Source organism: Methylocapsa acidiphila B2, assembly GCF_000427445.1.
Classification (GTDB): domain Bacteria; phylum Pseudomonadota; class Alphaproteobacteria; order Rhizobiales; family Beijerinckiaceae; genus Methylocapsa; species Methylocapsa acidiphila.
The window spans coordinates 1,397,018-1,412,780 of record NZ_KE386496.1; the positions used below are offsets into that span (position 1 = coordinate 1,397,018).

Sequence of the window (15,763 nt, forward strand, 5' to 3'; positions counted from 1 at the left end):
AGCGAAGACTTGACTGCGACGCCGCCCGGCCCGGGACAAAAGCAGGTCTCGGCGAAAATGGCGAGCGCATTTCAATATTTACAAAGACTTCTCGGAAATAGGCGCCTCCCCTAAAAGCGCGAGCCCGGCCGGACTCGCCAACCCAGGCGGCAGGTTCCGCATCGGCGAAACGAGCTTGAAAGCGCATTGGTTGCAGGCGCATTTGTCGCTGCGCGGGGCGTCGCGCGACGGCCCCGATCGCGGAGCGTCCGTCCGTCCTGTCGATAGCGTTCACGGCCGCACCGGCCTATGCTGGCGGCATCGCTCCTTGCGCCCGAAGATCGCTCCGCCCATGACGCTCGTTCACCGACCGGTCCAGACAGGGGACCATGTCTTCCTTGTCGACGGATCTTCCTTTGTTTTCCGCGCCTATTTCCAGTCGATCCGGCAGGATGCCAAATATAATTACCGCTCCGATCGCCTTCCAACGGGCGCGGTGCGGCTCTTCTGCACGAAGCTCTTCCAATTTGTGCGCGAGGGCGCGGCGGGGATCACGCCGACTCATCTCGCGATCATTTTCGATAAGTCGGAAAACTCGTTTCGCAAGGAACTCTACCCTCCGTATAAGGCCAATCGATCGGAGCCGCCGGAAGATTTGATTCCGCAATTTCCTTTGATGCGCGCTTCGGTCCGCGCCTTCGGGCTGACGCCCATCGAGCAGGATCGTTTCGAGGCCGATGACCTAATCGCGACCTATGCGCGCGAAGCGCAGGCGCGGGGCGCGGACGTGCTCATCATCTCCGCCGACAAGGATCTGATGCAGCTCATCGGGCCGAGAGTCGCCATGTACGACCCCGCCTCTGGCGAGGCCGGGGCCAAGGGCGCGAGGGAGGAGCGCAAGATCGGGCTGGAGGAGGTCCAGGCCTATTTCGGAGTCGCGCCCGAAAAAGTCGTCGACGTTCAGGCGCTCGCCGGCGATTCGACTGACAATGTTCCGGGCGCCCGCGGCATCGGCCTCAAGACCGCCGCGCAGCTCATCAATGAATATGGCGACCTCGACGCGCTCCTCGCGCGCGCAGGGGAGATCAAGCAGCCGAAGCGCCGCGAGACGCTGACGGACCCGCAAAGCGTCGCGCTGATCAGGACGTCGCAGCAACTCGTTTCGCTCGTCCGCGACGTTCCTTTGGAAGTTCCGCTCGACGAGCTGGGCCTGCGCACGCCGGACGGCAAGACGCTCGTCTCCTTCTTCAAGGCGATGGAATTCACGACCATCACCAAGCGCGCCGCCGAAGCTTATAAAATCGACCCTGCTTCGGTCGATCCAGACCCGAACTTCACCGGCGCGGCCGGATGGCGCGGGCGCAATGGCGAGACCCTGCCCTCAGACGCCGCCGGCGTTCAGCCGGACCCGGCCGAGGTCGGCGAGGCGGCCTCGGCGGACGCCGCGCCGGCGCCCAAAAGAAACGCCCGCTACGGCGCCCCTGCCCCGGCGGCGGCCATCGCCACCGGACCCGGCGAACTCGCCGCGGCGCGCGCCGCTTCCGCGCGGACCGAGCCATTCGACGTCAAAGCCTATGAGACCATTGCGGACCTCGCCGGGATCGACGCTTGCGTGAGCGCCGCCCGCGAAGCCGGCTATATCGCCGTCGATACGGAGACAAGTTCGCTCGACCCAATGCAGGCCGAGCTTGTCGGCCTCTCCCTCTGCGCATCGCCGGGCCGCGCCTTCTACATTCCGGTCGGCCATCGCGGCGAGGGCGGCGGCGATCTGTTCGGCGGCGGCGATCGTCTTCCTGGCCAATTGCGCGAAGAAGAGGTTCTCGCGCGGCTGAAGCCGCTTCTCGAGGACGAAAGCGTCCTCAAGATCGCGCAAAATATGAAATTCGATTGGTTGGTTCTTCGGCAACGCGGAATCGAGCTGCGCCCGGTCGAGGACACGATGCTGCTCTCCTATGTGCTCGACGCAGGCCGCAGCGATCACGGCATGGACGTGCTCAGCGAAAAGCATTTAGGACATAAGCCGATTCAATTCGGCGCGGTCGCGGGCTCCGGCCGCAGCTTCATCGGATTCGCCCGCGTCGCCATCGACAAGGCGACCGAATATTCCGCCGAGGACGCCGACGTCGCCTTACGGATTTGGCGGGTGTTGAAGCCGCGCCTCGCGGCGGAGCGCATGACCACGGTCTACGAAACGCTCGAGCGGCCGATGATCGAGGTTTTGGCGCGTATGGAGCGGCGCGGCGTATCGATAGATCGAACCATCCTCTCCAGGCTTTCGGGCGAATTCGCGCAAGAGATGGCTCGGCTCGAAGCCGTCATTTACGAGCTCGCCGGCGAAAGCTTCAATCTCGGCTCGCCGAAGCAGCTTGGCGACATCCTGTTCGGCAAAATGGGCCTCGCGGGCGCGAAAAAGACCGCGACGGGGGCTTGGTCGACGGCGGCCGGGGTGCTCGACGACCTCGCCGCCGAGGGCAATGAGCTCGCGGCGCGGATCCTCGAGTGGCGCCAACTTGCCAAGCTCAAATCGACCTATACGGACGCGTTGCCGGGCTTCGTCAATCCAGCAACGGGTCGCGTGCACACATCCTACGCCCTCGCGGCGACGACGACGGGCCGGCTCTCGTCTTCAGAGCCGAATTTGCAGAATATTCCAGTGCGGAACGAGGCTGGACGCAAGATCCGCCGCGCCTTTGTGGCTGCCGAGGGCCATAAGCTCATTTCGGCGGATTATTCGCAGATCGAATTGCGCCTGCTCGCCCATATCGCCGACATACCGCAGCTGAAGGCGGCCTTCGCGGAAGGGCTCGACATTCACGCGATGACCGCCTCCGAAATGTTCGGCGTGCCAATAGACGGCATGCCGTCCGACATTCGCCGTCGGGCCAAGGCGATCAATTTTGGCATCATCTACGGCATTTCCGCCTTCGGCCTCGCCAATCAGCTCGGGATCTCGCGGGAAGAGGCGGGGGCCTATATCAAGCGCTATTTCGAGCGCTTCCCCGGCATTCGCACTTATATGGATGCGACGAAAAAGACCGCGCGGGAGCAAGGCTATGTGACCACGATTTTTGGCCGCAAATGCCATTATCCGCGCATCGCTTCATCAAACCCCTCCGAGCGCGCTTTCAATGAGCGCGCCGCGATCAACGCGCCGATTCAAGGCTCCGCCGCGGACATCATCCGTCGCGCGATGGTTCGCATGGACGCGGCCCTAGCCAAAGCCAAGCTTTCTGCGCAAATGCTGCTGCAGGTCCATGATGAGCTGGTCTTCGAGGCGCCGGACGCCGAGATCGAGGCGACCATCGCGCTTGTCCGCAAGGTGATGGCGGAGGCGCCGCATCCGAGCGTCGAACTCTCAGCGCCGCTTCAGGTCGACGCCAAGGCGGCGCAGAACTGGGACGAGGCGCATTAGGCGCGCACGCCCCGGAACGCGCTCCTCCGCAGGCTCCCATCGTCGCCGCGCAGCGCCAGGCGCAAAGTTGCAGAGACTTTCCAGAAGCCAATTACAACTTGACAAAGCTCGGCGGTGCTCAAATCAAGGCTTCGGAGCCACATAAACGACGCTCCGGGACACTGCTCGGCGGCGCTCGAAAGACGTGGCGCCGCAACAGGATAAAAATCGATCAAAAGAATTTTATCGTACAAATTTCCCGCAAATCTATAAGTGACCTGCACGAACCGCCGGCAATTTGCGGCAATGATCCAAAGGGAGGAAAGACGTGAAGATATTTCAAACAATGGGAGCCGCTTGCCTTGCGACCGGCCTGCTCGTCGCGCAAGCGCATGCGCATGGCGGCGTCAGCTCGGCGGAAAACAAATGCGTCATGAAGATCGGCCCCTATCAATTGGCCTTTACCGGATATCAGCCCGATAATTCGATCGAGAAATTCTGCGACGACATTCCCCAGACCGGCCGCACGGTGATCGTGCTCGACGTGGAGCAAGGCTCGGCGGGATCAGGCAACGCAGACGTCGCCAACAGCAACGACCTCCGCGACATGAAGATCGATCTGCGCATCCTCAAAAATGTCGGTCAGGCCAGCGACGACGTCGATCAGGAAAAGAACACGCTTATCTACCGCACGCCGCAGAAATATCCCACGGGGACAATTCAGTGGAACTACAATTTCGGCGAGCCGGGGAATTTCATCGGCATCGTGACCGCCACTAACGATCATGGCCAGGTTTTTGTCTCCCGCTTCCCCTTCGCGGTCGGAGAAGGACAGAACAAAGTGTATATCGGCGTCGGCGTCGGCGCTGTTCTGTTGGCGGGCGCCGCCGCGGCTTTCCTCTATCACCGGAGCAAACAGAAGGCGGCCTAAAGCATTCCGATCCGTTGAATTGATCTGATCGGACCGTCCGTCAAAAGCCCTCAGAATGGGCGCTCGCCTCGTCCTTCGAGAGGCCGTTTCAAAAATGGCTCCTCAGGACGAGGCGATGTGACTCTTCGGCTTCCACGTCACGCCGGATAAAAAGCCCCGCCGTTCGCAGCGAGCGCGCGCAACGACGCGCCGGGGCGATAGATGGCGCCGAAACTCTCCCATGCTTTCGCGCGCGCCGCGACATTCGCAAGCCCAAGATAATCGGCATAGGCGAGCGCGCCGCCGAGATAGCGCGGCAGGCCGAGGCCGAGGATCAGGCACATGTCCGCCTCTCCCGGCGCGGCGACGACGCCATCCTCCACGCATCGCGCTGCCTCGAAGATCAAGGGCAGCATCATGCGCTCGACGATCTCGGCCTCGCCGATGTCGCGTTTCCCATTCGGCTGAGCTTCGGCGAGCAAGCGCTCGGTCTCGGGATCGGGCTCCTTCCGCGGCCGGCCTTTGGAATCGCGCGAATATGTGTAGAAGCCGCGGCCGTTCTTCTGGCCGAGTCGCTTTTCGCGCAATAAAACGTCGATCGCGCTGGAGGCCGGCGCTTGCATGCGGTCGGGAAAGCCGGCCGATACGATCTCAACGACATGATGCGAAATGTCCATTCCGATCACATCGATGAGATAGGCCGGCCCCATCGGCCAGCCGAAGCCTTCCATGGCCCTGTCTATGGCGGCGAAATCCGCGCCGTCGCGGACGAGCTGCAAGAAAGCGATGAGATAGGGCGTCAGCGCGCGATTGACGACGAAGCCCGGACAGTCCTGCACGACGATGGGCGTCTTGCCCATGGCGCTCGCATAGCCGACGATAGTCGCGATCGCCTGCTCCGATGTCTTGGGACCGCGCACGACCTCGACCAGCGCCATGCGCGGGACGGGATTGAAGAAATGCATCCCGATGAAATTCTCGGGGCGGTTCAGACTTTCCGCGAGATCGCCGATGCGCAAGGAGGACGTGTTCGAGGATATCACCGCCTGCGCGCCGACCAAGGCCTCGATGTCGCGCAGCACGGTCTTCTTGACCGAGAGAATTTCGACCACGGCCTCGATGACGACGTTCACCTGGTCAAAGCCCTCATAGGCGAGGGTCGGCGTGATGGAGGCGAGGACCGCATCCGCCTTGTCCTGCGCGAGCCTGCCTTGCTCGACCTGTCTGGCGAGAAGCTTACGCGCCTCCGCCATGCCGAGATCGAGGGCGGATTCGGCGATGTCCTTCATGATGATCGGCACGCCGCGCAGGGCGCTTTGATAGGCGATGCCGCCGCCCATCACGCCGGCGCCGACCGCCGCCGCCTTGCGCACCGGCAAGGCCGTCTTCGCGTAAGATTTCGCGGTTTTCTTCAGCGCCTGCTCGTTGATGAAAATCCTGACCAGCGAGACCGCGGCCTGGGTCTTCGCCGCCTCGCCGAAAGCCTCGGCCTCGAGCGCAAGTGCCGCGTCGCGATCGAGGCCAGCGGCCTCTTCCAAAAGCTCAACCGCCAGATGCGCAGCCGGGAGATGCGGCAAGGCGTTCGCCGCGTGGGACTTGGCCGTGGCCAGAAGCTCGGCCGCCTCAGTCTTCGAATGCCCCAGCGGGCTCTTGAGACCGAGCCGACGCCGGCGCCAATCGGCCTCGCCCGAGACCGCCTGCCCGAGCTTGGCGAGCGCGATCGGACGCAAAATATCCGGGGTCGCCATGGCGTCGACAGCCTCGAGCCGCAACGCCGTCTCGGCCGTCTGCTGCGCGCCGGAAATGATCCAGTCCGCGCCGGCGCCGAGGCCGATGAGGCGCGGCAGGCGGGCGGTGCCTCCATAGCCTGGGAAAATGCCAAGGTGGATCTCGGGAACGCCAATCTTGGCCGCCGTGGACATCACGCGATAATCGGCCGCGAGCGCAAGTTCGAATCCGCCGCCGAGCGCAAAGCCATTGATCTCGGCGACCGTCGGAAAGGGCAGTTCGCCGAGCGCCGTGAGGATCGCGCTATTTTGCGCGACAAAGGCCGAGATCGCCTCTCGCGTCTCCTTGAATAGAGCCGTGAACTCGAAAATATCCGCGCCGACGATGAATGCATCCTTGCCGCTGGTGATCAGCGCGCCCTTGATCCCCGGCGCGGCGGCGAGAATATCGATCGCGCGGCGCAATTCATCAAAGGCCAGCTTATCGAGCTTATTGACCGGCTCGTCGCCGCGCGCGAAGCGCAGCTCGACGAGGCCGTCGCCGAGTTCCTCGATCTTGATCGTTTGGCCGTCAAAAAGCATGTCTCACCTTGCGCGTTGGATGTCGCCGAAGCAGGCCCGACGCCGAACCCGGATTGAATTCGGCCTGATCGATCGATTGACCCACCTTCCGTGATAGAACACGAAATTGAAGATTAGACTTCATCGCCGCCAAAAGCAGCGGCGACGAGCGCGCGCGCATAGGCGTCGCGCGGGGCCTCCAAGATTTGACGCGCCTCGCCCTGCTCGACAATCCGGCCGTCCTTCATCACCGCGATTTCATCGGCCAAGGCGCGCAGGACGGCAAGATCATGGCTGATGAAAATGTAAGCCAGGCCATGGGCGTCCTGCAAATTCCGCAGCAAGGCGAGAATCTCGATCTGCACGCTCCGATCGAGGGCCGAGGTCGGCTCGTCGAGCACGACAAGACGCGGCTTCAAGATCATCGCCCGCGCTATGGCCACCCGCTGCCTTTGCCCTCCGGAAAGCTCATGCGGAAAGCGGCGGCGCAAGTCCGGGTCAAGCGAGACCTCCTCCAAGGCGCGTGCGGCCCGCCTATCGCGTTCTTCCTGCGTCAGCGCGGGCTCATGCACGCGCAAGCCCTCGCTGACGACGTCGCCGATGCGCATGCGCGGCGAGAGAGACCCATAAGGGTCCTGAAAAACGAGCTGCATAAATCGGCGAAGCGGCCGCATCTCGGCCCGATCGAGGGCCGTCAGATTGCGGCCCTCGAAGATAATCGCACCCTGCGCCGGGATGAGCTTCAAGAGCGCGCGGCCGAGCGTCGATTTGCCGGAGCCGGACTCCCCTGCGATCCCAAGCGTGCGGCCTTTTCTCAATGTGAGGCTGACGCCGTCGACCGCCTTGATCTCCAGCTTGCCGGCGAGCCAGCCCCCGCGCAGCCGATAGGCCATGCTTATGTCTCGCGCGGAGAGAACGATCGGAGCGTCGCCGACTGGGCGAGCCTGGCGCGGCTCGGGGACCGCGGCGAGCAGCAGCCGCGTATATTCCTGTTTCGGCGCGGAGAGAATTTCGGCGGCGGGGCCGCTCTCGACGATCTCGCCGTTCCTCATCACTTGGACGCTATCGGCAAAACGGCGCACAAGGCTGAGATCATGGCTGATGAAGATCAGCGCCATGCCGAGGCGTCGCTTCAAATCCATGAGAAGCTCGAGGATGCGCGCCGCGACGGTGACGTCGAGGGCGGTTGTCGGCTCGTCGGCGATGAGCAGATCCGGGCCGCAGGAGATCGCCATGGCGATCGCGACGCGCTGGCGCTGGCCGCCGGATAATTCATGCGGATAGGCGCGCAGGCGCCGCGCGGGCTCGGGAATTCCGACGAGATCGAGAAGCTCTTCCGCGCGCTTCGCCGCGGCGGACTGCGAGAGGCCCATGCGAAGGCGCAGGATCGCGCCGATCTGGGCCCCGACTGAGAACAAAGGATCGAGCGCCGACATCGGCTCCTGGAAGATGAAAGCGATGCGGCGGCCACGGATCGCATCGAGCCGCCTTGCGGAGAGCGCCAGCAAATCCTCGCCCTCGAAGACAATCGCGCCTGATGGGGTTGCCTGCGCGGGAAGCAGCCTCAAGATCGCGAGCGCCGTCTGGGTCTTGCCCGAGCCCGACTCGCCGACGACCGCGGCGACCTCGCCGCGTTGGACCGTGAAGCTCACGTCCTTGACGACGCTGCTCGGCCCGTAGGCCACGCTCAGATTGCGAAATGAAAGGTGCGGTTCAGTCGGCATGGCGCTCAATGGCTCGGCAGGCCGAAGGCGGCGCGCCAGCCATTGCCGAGGTTTTGCAAAGCGCCGAGCGTGGCGCCGAGAAAGATCGCCGGGAAAATGAGGAGATGGACCGCGCTTTGGATGTTGCGCGCGCCGTCGGCGATCAGAACGCCCCAGCTCGTCAAGGGCTCCTGCACGCCGAGCCCGAGAAAGGACACGAAGCTCTCGAGCAGGATCACGCGCGGGACGAGCAGCGTCAGATAGGCGATGATCGGCCCCGCCGCGTTCGGAACGACATGACGCCAAAGGATCGCCGGCGCCGTGGCGCCCAGCGCCTCGGCCGCCGCCACATAGTCCCTTCGCTTGATGGAGAGCGTCTGGCCGCGCACGATCCGCGCCATGTCGAGCCATTCGACCGCGCCGATCGCCAAGAAGATCAGCGCGAAATGACGGCCGAAGACCATGACGAGCACGATGAGGAGGAAAATGAAAGGAAGCGCATAGACGATCTCGACCAGACGCATCATCAGCGCATCCGTCCGCCCGCCTGCATAGCCCGCAATCGCGCCATAGGTCACGCCGATGACAAGTGCCACGAAAGACGCGAGCAGGCCGACCGAGAGCGAGACCCGCCCGGCGACGAGCACGCGGGTCAGAAGATCGCGTCCATTGGCGTCTGTGCCGAATAGGAAGACAGCGCTCTTGATGGGCGTCTCGATCAACAAGCGGCGGCCGGCGTCCTCGCGCCCGACGACGCGGGGCCGCGAAAAAACGTCGGAGCGTTCAAAGGCGCGCAACGCGCGGAGGTCGATCGGCTGCACAGCGACGAGCGTCGCCGAGAAGACCCCGCCGTTGCGGAAACGGCTCTCGATTGCAACATTCATGCGTTTGGCGATCTCCTCGATCGCCTGATCGATCTCCGTCGCGCTCGGATGCGGCGCGAGCGACGGCGCGACCAGAACATAGTCGCGATAGACGCGGTCATAGGGATGCGGCGAAGCGAGCGGGCCAAAAAGACAGAGCAGCGAGACGAGGACCAGAAGGGCGAGGCTCGCCCGCACTGATCGGGTTCCCGCAGCCCTCAACGAGAGGAACAGGCGCGAGGGAGCCGGCTTGATCGGCGGCTCGGCCCTATTCATCGCGCACGCGCGGATCGAGCCAAGCGTAGCCGATATCGACCATCAGATTGAAGAAGACGACGAGCGCCGCGACGATCACCACCGTGCCCATGACGAGCGTGTAATCGCGCCCGAGGGCGCCGTCGACGAAATATCGGCCCATGCCGGGAATGCCGAAAATGGTCTCGACGACCACAGAGCCGGTCAGCACATTGGCCGCCGCGAGGCCGAGGTAGGAAAGGGCCGGCAGAACAGCGGCGCGTAGCGCATGCGCCTGAATATGCCAAGCGGGAAGCCCAAAAGCCCGCAGCGTGCGAATATGCGGCAGGGCGAGAGCGTCCCTCAATCCTTCCTGCATGAGCCGCGCGACGATGGCGATCTGCGGCAGGGCGAGCGTGAACACCGGCAGGATCTGATTTCTCCAGGCGCCGCCCTCCCATCCGCCGACCGGCAAGACATGAAGCGTCAGGCCGAAACCGAGTTGCAAGAGAGGGGCGACGACGAAGGCCGGCAAGACGACGCCAAAAAAGGCGGCGCCATCGACCAAGCGCGCGCCCAAGCCCGTCTCGCGCCCAGCGCCCGCAAGTCCCAGAGCGACGCCTATAAGAAGCGCCGCGAGCAGCGCTTCGGCGCCGAGCGCGGCCGAAACCGGAAGAGCCTTGGCGAAAAGCTCGTTGACGGAAAAATCACGCCAATGGAGGCTCGGGCCGAAGTCGCCCTCAATCAGGCTTACGAGATATAGCCAAAACTGCTCCGCGAGCGGGCGATCGAGCCGATAGATGCGGCGCAGATTTTGCGCGACGTCGGGATCGAGCGCGCGTTCGGCGTCGAAGGGTCCGCCGGGCGCGAGGCGCAGCAGAAAAAACGCGGCGGCGACGATGAGGAAGAGCGTCGGGACCGCGCCAATGAGGCGCGCGACGATCAGCCGAAGCATGGATTCAGTCTTTTCCTAAAGTCATCTTTGGACTCGATGGCGAGCGAATGTCGCTGGTTTAGTTTTTCTGACAAGCGAAAAGCTCGCCGCAGGCTCGCTTGCCGGGCGGGGACCGGCGGTCTACTAGCTTGGCCACACATCAAGAAGAACGAACCGGGCGCGACAGAATGGACGACGAGAAATGGCTGGAGAGGCGCTATTATGGCGGCGACCTTCCGGCCGAGGCCGAGCGGGCGCTTCATGCGATCGGACTATGCTGGGACGATGAACGCGCCTCCGAGGAGCATATCAAGACCGCGTTGAAAATCGCGCCGGACCATCTCGCGGTGCGCTACGGGGCCTATAAATTCTATTATTACCGCCGGCGCCTCAGCGAAGCCCTACCGCATGTCGAAGCCTGGCTCGCCGACGCGATCAAACGCAATCATTTTCCCGAGGATTGGCGCGCGGTCACTTCCGCTCACGCGGATTTCACCCATTTCGACGGCGAGCCCCGCGCCTTCCTATTCGCCCTGCGCGCCATGGGCTGGCTGCTCGCCCGCCTCGGCCGCATCGAGGATGGCCGCGAAGCTCTAGCCAAGGTCGCGGCGCTGGACCCTGGCGACCACATGCGCGCTCGGGGCCTGATGTCTCTCCTAGAGCAACCGCCGGACGAGGATTGACGATATTCACCCCTTGGTGAAGAGGCAGCGGGCTTGAGCCATGTCAAGGTCGGCCGACGCGCCGGCGCATAGCCTCCGCACGGCGCGGAGCGAGACGTCTCGCTCCGCGTGCGCGAGACTTGCTGTCGTCAAAGCTGGAGCATTCATGATGCAAGCGAACGCAACGCGTCCGGCCTCGAGCGTAGTTGTCTGGGATCTCCTCGTGCGCTTCGGCCATTGGGGGCTCGTCGCCGCTTTCGCCGTGGCCTATCTCAGCGCCGAGGGTGAGGAAAACGGCCCCGACGCCCTTCACGTATGGTCCGGCTATGTCGTCGGGACCCTTGTTCTCATGCGCGTCATTTGGGGATTCATAGGGTCCAAACACGCCCGTTTCGGCGATTTCGTCCGCCCGATCGGGGATTGCATGCGTTATCTGGCGGATCTCGGGCGCGGCCGCGCGAGACGCTATATCGGCCATAGTCCAGCCGGAGGGCTGATGGTCCTCACCTTGCTGGCCGCGCTCACAGGGACGGTCGTCACCGGAGTCATAACCTACGGCGAGCTCGGCAAGGGGCCTCTCGCGAGCCTCGCGCAATCCGTTTCACCGCAAGGCGCCGGCGCGGACAAAGAAAAGGAAAGCGCCGTCGGCGAGATTCACGAGGTCCTCGCCAACGTCACCTTGGCGCTCATCGGCTTGCATGTCCTCGGGGTCATCGCGGCCAGCGTCATCCATCGAGAGAGCCTTGTCGCCGCCATGATCACGGGCAGGAAGCGCGCCGAGGGCTGAAGCGCCTCGCCGCAAAGAGAGCGGCCCAAGACGGCCGCCCTCTTCCAATGAGCAGCGGATCAATTGAGAATCTGCGTGACCTTATGGGTCTTCGCCTCGACGAGGACGGTATGGTCGTTGACGACAGTGTAGCGAACATCGGCCTTGCCGCCAATCTCGGCCGGGAGCGAGTAGAGCTCGACATTGCCCGGCAGGATCGCCCCCACCGCCAATTTTTCGCTCACCTTCGTCGAAGGGCGCTTTTCCTTGCTGACATATTGCTGCATCTTGACGCTTTGCTCAGCGCTGAGGACTGCTCCTTTGGGGGCCGTCTCAGAAGCCGCCGCCGTCTCGCCCGCCGCGCCTTGGGCCTTCGCCGTAGGCTCGGCAAAGGCCGCCAGAGGCAGGGCGAGAAGAGCGAAAAGGGCGCCGCAAGAAGCAATTTTCTTCGTCATGATCGTTCTCCAACTGGCAGGCGTGCTCGCCTGCTGATGCGTAATTTCCGCTCTCTCAGCTGAAGCGCGCATGAAGCCGGCGTTCATGCGCCATTAAAGCTCAGGCCGCGCCTGCGCGCTGTTTTGGCGGGCGCCAGGGTTCGCTTCGGTGGCCTTCCGCCATCGGCCGCTTCGTGCTAGAGGGCCTCCTCCCTTTTCTCGGGGCTATCCGCCGTCCCGTCCGGGCCGCGCTCGGCCCAACCCTTCCTCGCCACAGGGCATCGACAGCAAAATCTCATGCCGACACGCATCGATCGCCGTTTTGAAGACCTTGCGCGCGAGGGCCGCGCCGCGCTCGTCACTTTCGTCATGGCCGGCGATCCAGACCTTCCGACCAGCCTGGAATTGTTGAAGGCGCTGCCGAAGGCGGGAGCCGACGTCATCGAGGTGGGGATGCCCTTCACCGATCCCATGGCCGACGGCCCGGCGATTCAAGCGGCCGGCCTGCGCGCCTTGGCTGCGGGAACGACCCTTGAAAAAACGCTGTCTCTCGTTGCGGATTTCCGCGCGTCCGACCAGGCGACCCCAATCGTGCTCATGGGCTATTACAACCCGATTTATGTCTATGGGGTCGAGCGCTTTCTCGCCAGGGCCAAGGAGGCCGGCGTCGACGGATTGATCGTCGTCGATCTCCCGCCGGAGGAAGACTCCGAACTCTGCCTGCCTGCGCTCGCCGCCGGGCTGAACTTTATCCGTCTCGCGACGCCGACGACGGACGAGGCGCGGCTTCCGGCCGTCCTCGCCAATACTTCAGGCTTCGTCTATTACGTTTCGATCACTGGAATCACCGGCGCCGCGGCCCCGGATCTCTCCAAGGTCGCCGCCGCCGTTCAGCGGATCAAGCAGCATTCGCCCCTGCCCGTCGCGATCGGCTTTGGCGTCAAGAGCGCAAAATCCGCCGCCGCCCTCGCCGCACACGCGAATGGCGTGGTCGTAGGCTCGGCGCTGGTAGAGGCCCTACGCGCGTCGCTCGATCCGCAAGGCAAGGCGACATCCGCGAGCGTCCAGGCCGTCGCCGGGCTCGTCGCCGATATAGCGAATGGCGTGCGCTCGGCCGCCGTCCGTTGACGCTTTTCCGGACTCGAGAGGTCTGGCGCAACGGAAAACCATTGCCGCCTTTCCTCATCCCGCTCTAGAGTTGCGCCCGAATTGGATCGCCCCCTACAGGATAGCCGATGAACTGGATCGCCAACGTCGTCCCGCCCAAGGTGAGATCGCTGCTGCGCCGCGAGACGCCGGAAAACCTGTGGGTCAAATGCCCCGAAAGCGGCGAACTCGTCTTTCACAAGGATCTCGAGGCCAATCTCTTCGTCGTGCCCGGCTCCGGCTATCACATGCGGTTCGCGGCCAAGGCTCGGCTCGACAATCTTTTCGACGACGCGGCCTATGAAGAGATTGCGACGCCCGAAGTGCCGCTCGATCCGCTGAAGTTTCGCGACGTCAAGCGCTACACGGATCGGCTCAAGGAATATCGGGCGAAGACCGAGGCGCAGGATGCGGTCAAGCTCGCCTTCGGCAAGCTCGAAGGCATGAACCTCGTCGTCGCGGTGCAGGATTTCGACTTTCTCGGCGGCTCGCTCGGCATGGCGGCCGGCGAGGCCATCGTGACCGGCATGATGACCGCGATCGAGCGGCGGACTCCTTTCATCATTTTCACAGCGTCCGGCGGCGCGCGCATGCAGGAGGGCATTTTCTCCCTGATGCAAATGCCGCGCACGACGATCGCCGTGCAGCGTCTCCGCGCGGCGAAGCTTCCCTATATCGTGGTTCTGACCAATCCGACGACCGGCGGCGTTACGGCCTCCTACGCCATGCTGGGCGACGTCCATGTCGCCGAACCCGGCGCGGTCATCGGCTTCGCTGGCGCGCGCGTGATCGAGCAGACCATTCGCGAGCGGCTGCCGGAAGGCTTTCAGCGCGCCGAATATCTTCAAGCGCATGGCATGATCGACATGGTCGTCCATCGCCATGACATGCGCGCCACGCTCGCGCGCCTTTGCGCGCTTCTGACGCAGACGCCGCCCGCCGCGCGAGCCGCATAAGGCATGATCCGAAAAAGCCGGCGGCTTTTTCGGTCGGGACGTGCTCCACTCCTTTGACAGCAAGCGATTCCCTTTCGATCGGGCGCCGCGACCCGATCGGCAGGCGCTCCTAGGGCGACGCGAACAAGGGCGCCATGGATTCTCTGGACGAACTCCTCTCCAGCCTGTTCAAGCTGCACCGCAAATCGATCGAGCTGTCGCTCGGGCGAATTGAGCGCCTGCTCGCGGCCTTGGGTTCGCCGGAGCAGCGCCTGCCCCCGATCATTCATGTCGCCGGAACGAATGGCAAAGGCTCCACCATCGCCTTTATGCGCGCGATTCTCGAAGCGGCGGGAAAGCGCGTTCACGTCTACACCTCGCCTCATCTGGTGCGCTTCCACGAGCGCATCCGGCTCGGAGCGGAAGGCGGCGGAACGCTCGTCGGCGACGCCGCGCTTCTGGCCGCGCTTCAAGCTTGCGAGAAAGCCAATCAAGGCCAACCGATCACCTTTTTCGAGGTGACGACCGCCGCCGCCTTCAAGCTCTTCAGCGAGGCGCCCGCCGATTATCTTCTGCTCGAGGTCGGCCTCGGCGGACGTTTCGACGCGACCAATGTCATTGCGCGGCCAAAAGCCTCCGTGATCACGCCGATCTCGATCGATCATCCCGAATTCTTGGGTTCGACTCCGGCGAAAATCGCCTTCGAGAAAGCTGGCGTCATCAAGCCCGGCGCGCCGGTGATCCTCGGCCCTCAGTCGGAGGAAGCCCTGACGGTGCTTCGGCGCGAGGCGGCGCGGCGCGGCGCGCCGCTCATCGCCGCCGGCGAAGATTACGCCCTGAGGGAGGAGCACGGCCGCCTGATTTTCGAGGATGAACGCGGCCTGCTCGACCTTCCCTTGCCTCGCCTGCTCGGGCGTCACCAGCATCAAAACGCGGCGACCGCGCTCGCGGCCGTGCGCTGCGTCGAGCCGGATCTCGACCCTGGCGCTTTCGAGCGCGGCGTCGCCCAGGCCGAATGGCCGGCGCGGCTGCAAAATCTGGCGAGGGGCCATGCCGCGGCGCTCGCCCCGGAAGGCGCCGAGCTTTGGCTCGACGGCGGCCATAATGAGGACGCCGGACGCGCGCTCGCGCAAGCCATGGCCGATTTCGAGGACCATTTGCAAAAGCCGCTGATCATCATTTGCGGCACGCTCGCGACCAAGGATACGGGCGGCTTCCTTCGCGCCTTTAAGGGCCTCGCTCAGGAAGTGCTCGCCGTTCCGGTCCATGCCGAACAGGCCAACGCCGCACGCGACGTCGCCGCCACGGCCGAAGGCGCAGGCATAAGGGCCGCCGCCTGCGAAAGCGTCGAATCCGCCCTGCGCTATCTTGCAGTGCGCGAATGGAAGATCCCTCCGCGCATCCTGATCGCCGGCAGCCTCTATCTCGCCGGAGAGGTATTGGCGTTCAATGGGACGCCGCCGCAATAGAGTGGGACTAGGCAGGCAGTCGCTCTTCTGCGCCCACCTGCTCATGCCG

Annotated in this window: 12 protein-coding genes; 7 read left to right on the forward strand and 5 right to left on the reverse strand. The window is 64.0% G+C overall.

Annotated elements, in window-relative coordinates; all coding sequences use genetic code 11:
* Positions 1–331: 331 nt before the first annotated feature.
* Both polA and METAC_RS0108530 read left to right on the forward strand, forming a co-directional pair.
* Positions 332–3,391, forward strand: a complete 3,060-nt coding sequence (polA, locus tag METAC_RS0108520; protein WP_026606697.1) for a DNA polymerase I — start codon at positions 332–334, stop codon at positions 3,389–3,391.
* Between the two features lie 307 nt (positions 3,392–3,698).
* Entirely contained in the window at positions 3,699–4,301 is a 603-nt protein-coding gene (locus METAC_RS0108530) for a hypothetical protein (RefSeq protein ID WP_245257450.1), read from the forward strand.
* A 137-nt stretch (positions 4,302–4,438) separates the two neighbouring features.
* Here the strand turns inward: METAC_RS0108530 and fadB are convergent, their stop codons facing one another.
* The 4 genes from fadB to METAC_RS0108550 all read right to left on the reverse strand — a co-directional run bounded on the left by fadB (position 4,439) and on the right by METAC_RS0108550 (position 10,323).
* A complete protein-coding gene (gene fadB / locus METAC_RS0108535; RefSeq protein WP_026606700.1) occupies positions 4,439–6,589 on the reverse strand; it encodes a fatty acid oxidation complex subunit alpha FadB in 2,151 nt (716 codons plus the stop codon).
* A gap of 113 nt (positions 6,590–6,702) precedes the next feature.
* Positions 6,703–8,292: an ABC transporter ATP-binding protein gene (locus METAC_RS0108540; RefSeq protein WP_026606701.1), complete on the reverse strand. Its 1,590-nt coding sequence runs from the start codon at positions 8,290–8,292 to the stop codon at positions 6,703–6,705.
* 5 nt (positions 8,293–8,297) lie between these two features.
* A complete protein-coding gene (locus METAC_RS0108545; protein ID WP_156898149.1) occupies positions 8,298–9,410 on the reverse strand; it encodes an ABC transporter permease in 1,113 nt (370 codons plus the stop codon).
* Positions 9,403–10,323, reverse strand: coding sequence for an ABC transporter permease subunit (locus METAC_RS0108550; RefSeq protein WP_026606703.1), 921 nt, complete (start codon positions 10,321–10,323; stop codon positions 9,403–9,405). The genes METAC_RS0108545 and METAC_RS0108550 overlap by 8 nt, the downstream gene beginning before the upstream one ends.
* A 167-nt stretch (positions 10,324–10,490) precedes the next feature.
* Here METAC_RS0108550 and METAC_RS0108555 point away from each other — a divergent pair, with 167 nt between their 5' ends.
* Together METAC_RS0108555 and METAC_RS0108560 are read left to right on the forward strand one after the other, a co-directional pair.
* On the forward strand, positions 10,491–10,985 hold the full coding sequence (locus METAC_RS0108555; protein WP_026606704.1) for a tetratricopeptide repeat protein: 495 nt from the start codon (positions 10,491–10,493) through the stop codon (positions 10,983–10,985).
* A 145-nt stretch (positions 10,986–11,130) separates the two neighbouring features.
* Positions 11,131–11,751: a cytochrome b/b6 domain-containing protein gene (locus METAC_RS0108560; RefSeq protein WP_051335810.1), complete on the forward strand. Its 621-nt coding sequence runs from the start codon at positions 11,131–11,133 to the stop codon at positions 11,749–11,751.
* Between the two features lie 59 nt (positions 11,752–11,810).
* On the opposite strand, the gene METAC_RS25145 is transcribed toward METAC_RS0108560, so the two are convergent.
* Positions 11,811–12,185 (reverse strand): DUF1236 domain-containing protein, encoded by a 375-nt coding sequence (locus METAC_RS25145; RefSeq protein ID WP_198017188.1) that lies wholly within the window; start codon positions 12,183–12,185, stop codon positions 11,811–11,813.
* A gap of 276 nt (positions 12,186–12,461) precedes the next feature.
* Between METAC_RS25145 and trpA the strand changes: the two genes are divergently transcribed.
* The 3 genes from trpA (at position 12,462) to METAC_RS0108580 (ending at position 15,714) form a co-directional block, all read left to right on the forward strand.
* Positions 12,462–13,292 carry a tryptophan synthase subunit alpha gene (gene trpA / locus METAC_RS0108570; RefSeq protein WP_026606706.1) on the forward strand — a complete coding sequence of 277 codons (831 nt, stop codon included), beginning with the start codon at positions 12,462–12,464 and terminating at the stop codon, positions 13,290–13,292.
* Positions 13,293–13,399: 107 nt separating this feature from the next.
* Positions 13,400–14,266, forward strand: a complete 867-nt coding sequence (gene accD, locus METAC_RS0108575) for an acetyl-CoA carboxylase, carboxyltransferase subunit beta (RefSeq protein ID WP_026606707.1) — start codon at positions 13,400–13,402, stop codon at positions 14,264–14,266.
* 134 nt (positions 14,267–14,400) lie between these two features.
* Positions 14,401–15,714, forward strand: coding sequence for a bifunctional folylpolyglutamate synthase/dihydrofolate synthase (locus METAC_RS0108580; protein ID WP_026606708.1), 1,314 nt, complete (start codon positions 14,401–14,403; stop codon positions 15,712–15,714).
* Positions 15,715–15,763: the final 49 nt, after the last annotated feature.

What these genes read in the sequence shown, in the direction of transcription:
- polA (WP_026606697.1), top strand. Translation starts at nt 332, where the DNA reads ATGACGCTCGTTCACCGACCGGTCCAGACAGGGGACCATGTCTTCCTT.
- fadB (WP_026606700.1), bottom strand. Translation starts at nt 6,589, where the DNA reads ATGCTTTTTGACGGCCAAACGATCAAGATCGAGGAACTCGGCGACGGC.
- METAC_RS0108540 (WP_026606701.1), bottom strand. Translation starts at nt 8,292, where the DNA reads ATGCCGACTGAACCGCACCTTTCATTTCGCAATCTGAGCGTGGCCTAC.
- METAC_RS0108545 (WP_156898149.1), bottom strand. Translation starts at nt 9,410, where the DNA reads ATGAATAGGGCCGAGCCGCCGATCAAGCCGGCTCCCTCGCGCCTGTTC.
- METAC_RS0108550 (WP_026606703.1), bottom strand. Translation starts at nt 10,323, where the DNA reads ATGCTTCGGCTGATCGTCGCGCGCCTCATTGGCGCGGTCCCGACGCTC.
- METAC_RS0108555 (WP_026606704.1), top strand. Translation starts at nt 10,491, where the DNA reads ATGGACGACGAGAAATGGCTGGAGAGGCGCTATTATGGCGGCGACCTT.
- METAC_RS0108560 (WP_051335810.1), top strand. Translation starts at nt 11,131, where the DNA reads ATGATGCAAGCGAACGCAACGCGTCCGGCCTCGAGCGTAGTTGTCTGG.
- METAC_RS25145 (WP_198017188.1), bottom strand. Translation starts at nt 12,185, where the DNA reads ATGACGAAGAAAATTGCTTCTTGCGGCGCCCTTTTCGCTCTTCTCGCC.
- trpA (WP_026606706.1), top strand. Translation starts at nt 12,462, where the DNA reads ATGCCGACACGCATCGATCGCCGTTTTGAAGACCTTGCGCGCGAGGGC.
- accD (WP_026606707.1), top strand. Translation starts at nt 13,400, where the DNA reads ATGAACTGGATCGCCAACGTCGTCCCGCCCAAGGTGAGATCGCTGCTG.
- METAC_RS0108580 (WP_026606708.1), top strand. Translation starts at nt 14,401, where the DNA reads ATGGATTCTCTGGACGAACTCCTCTCCAGCCTGTTCAAGCTGCACCGC.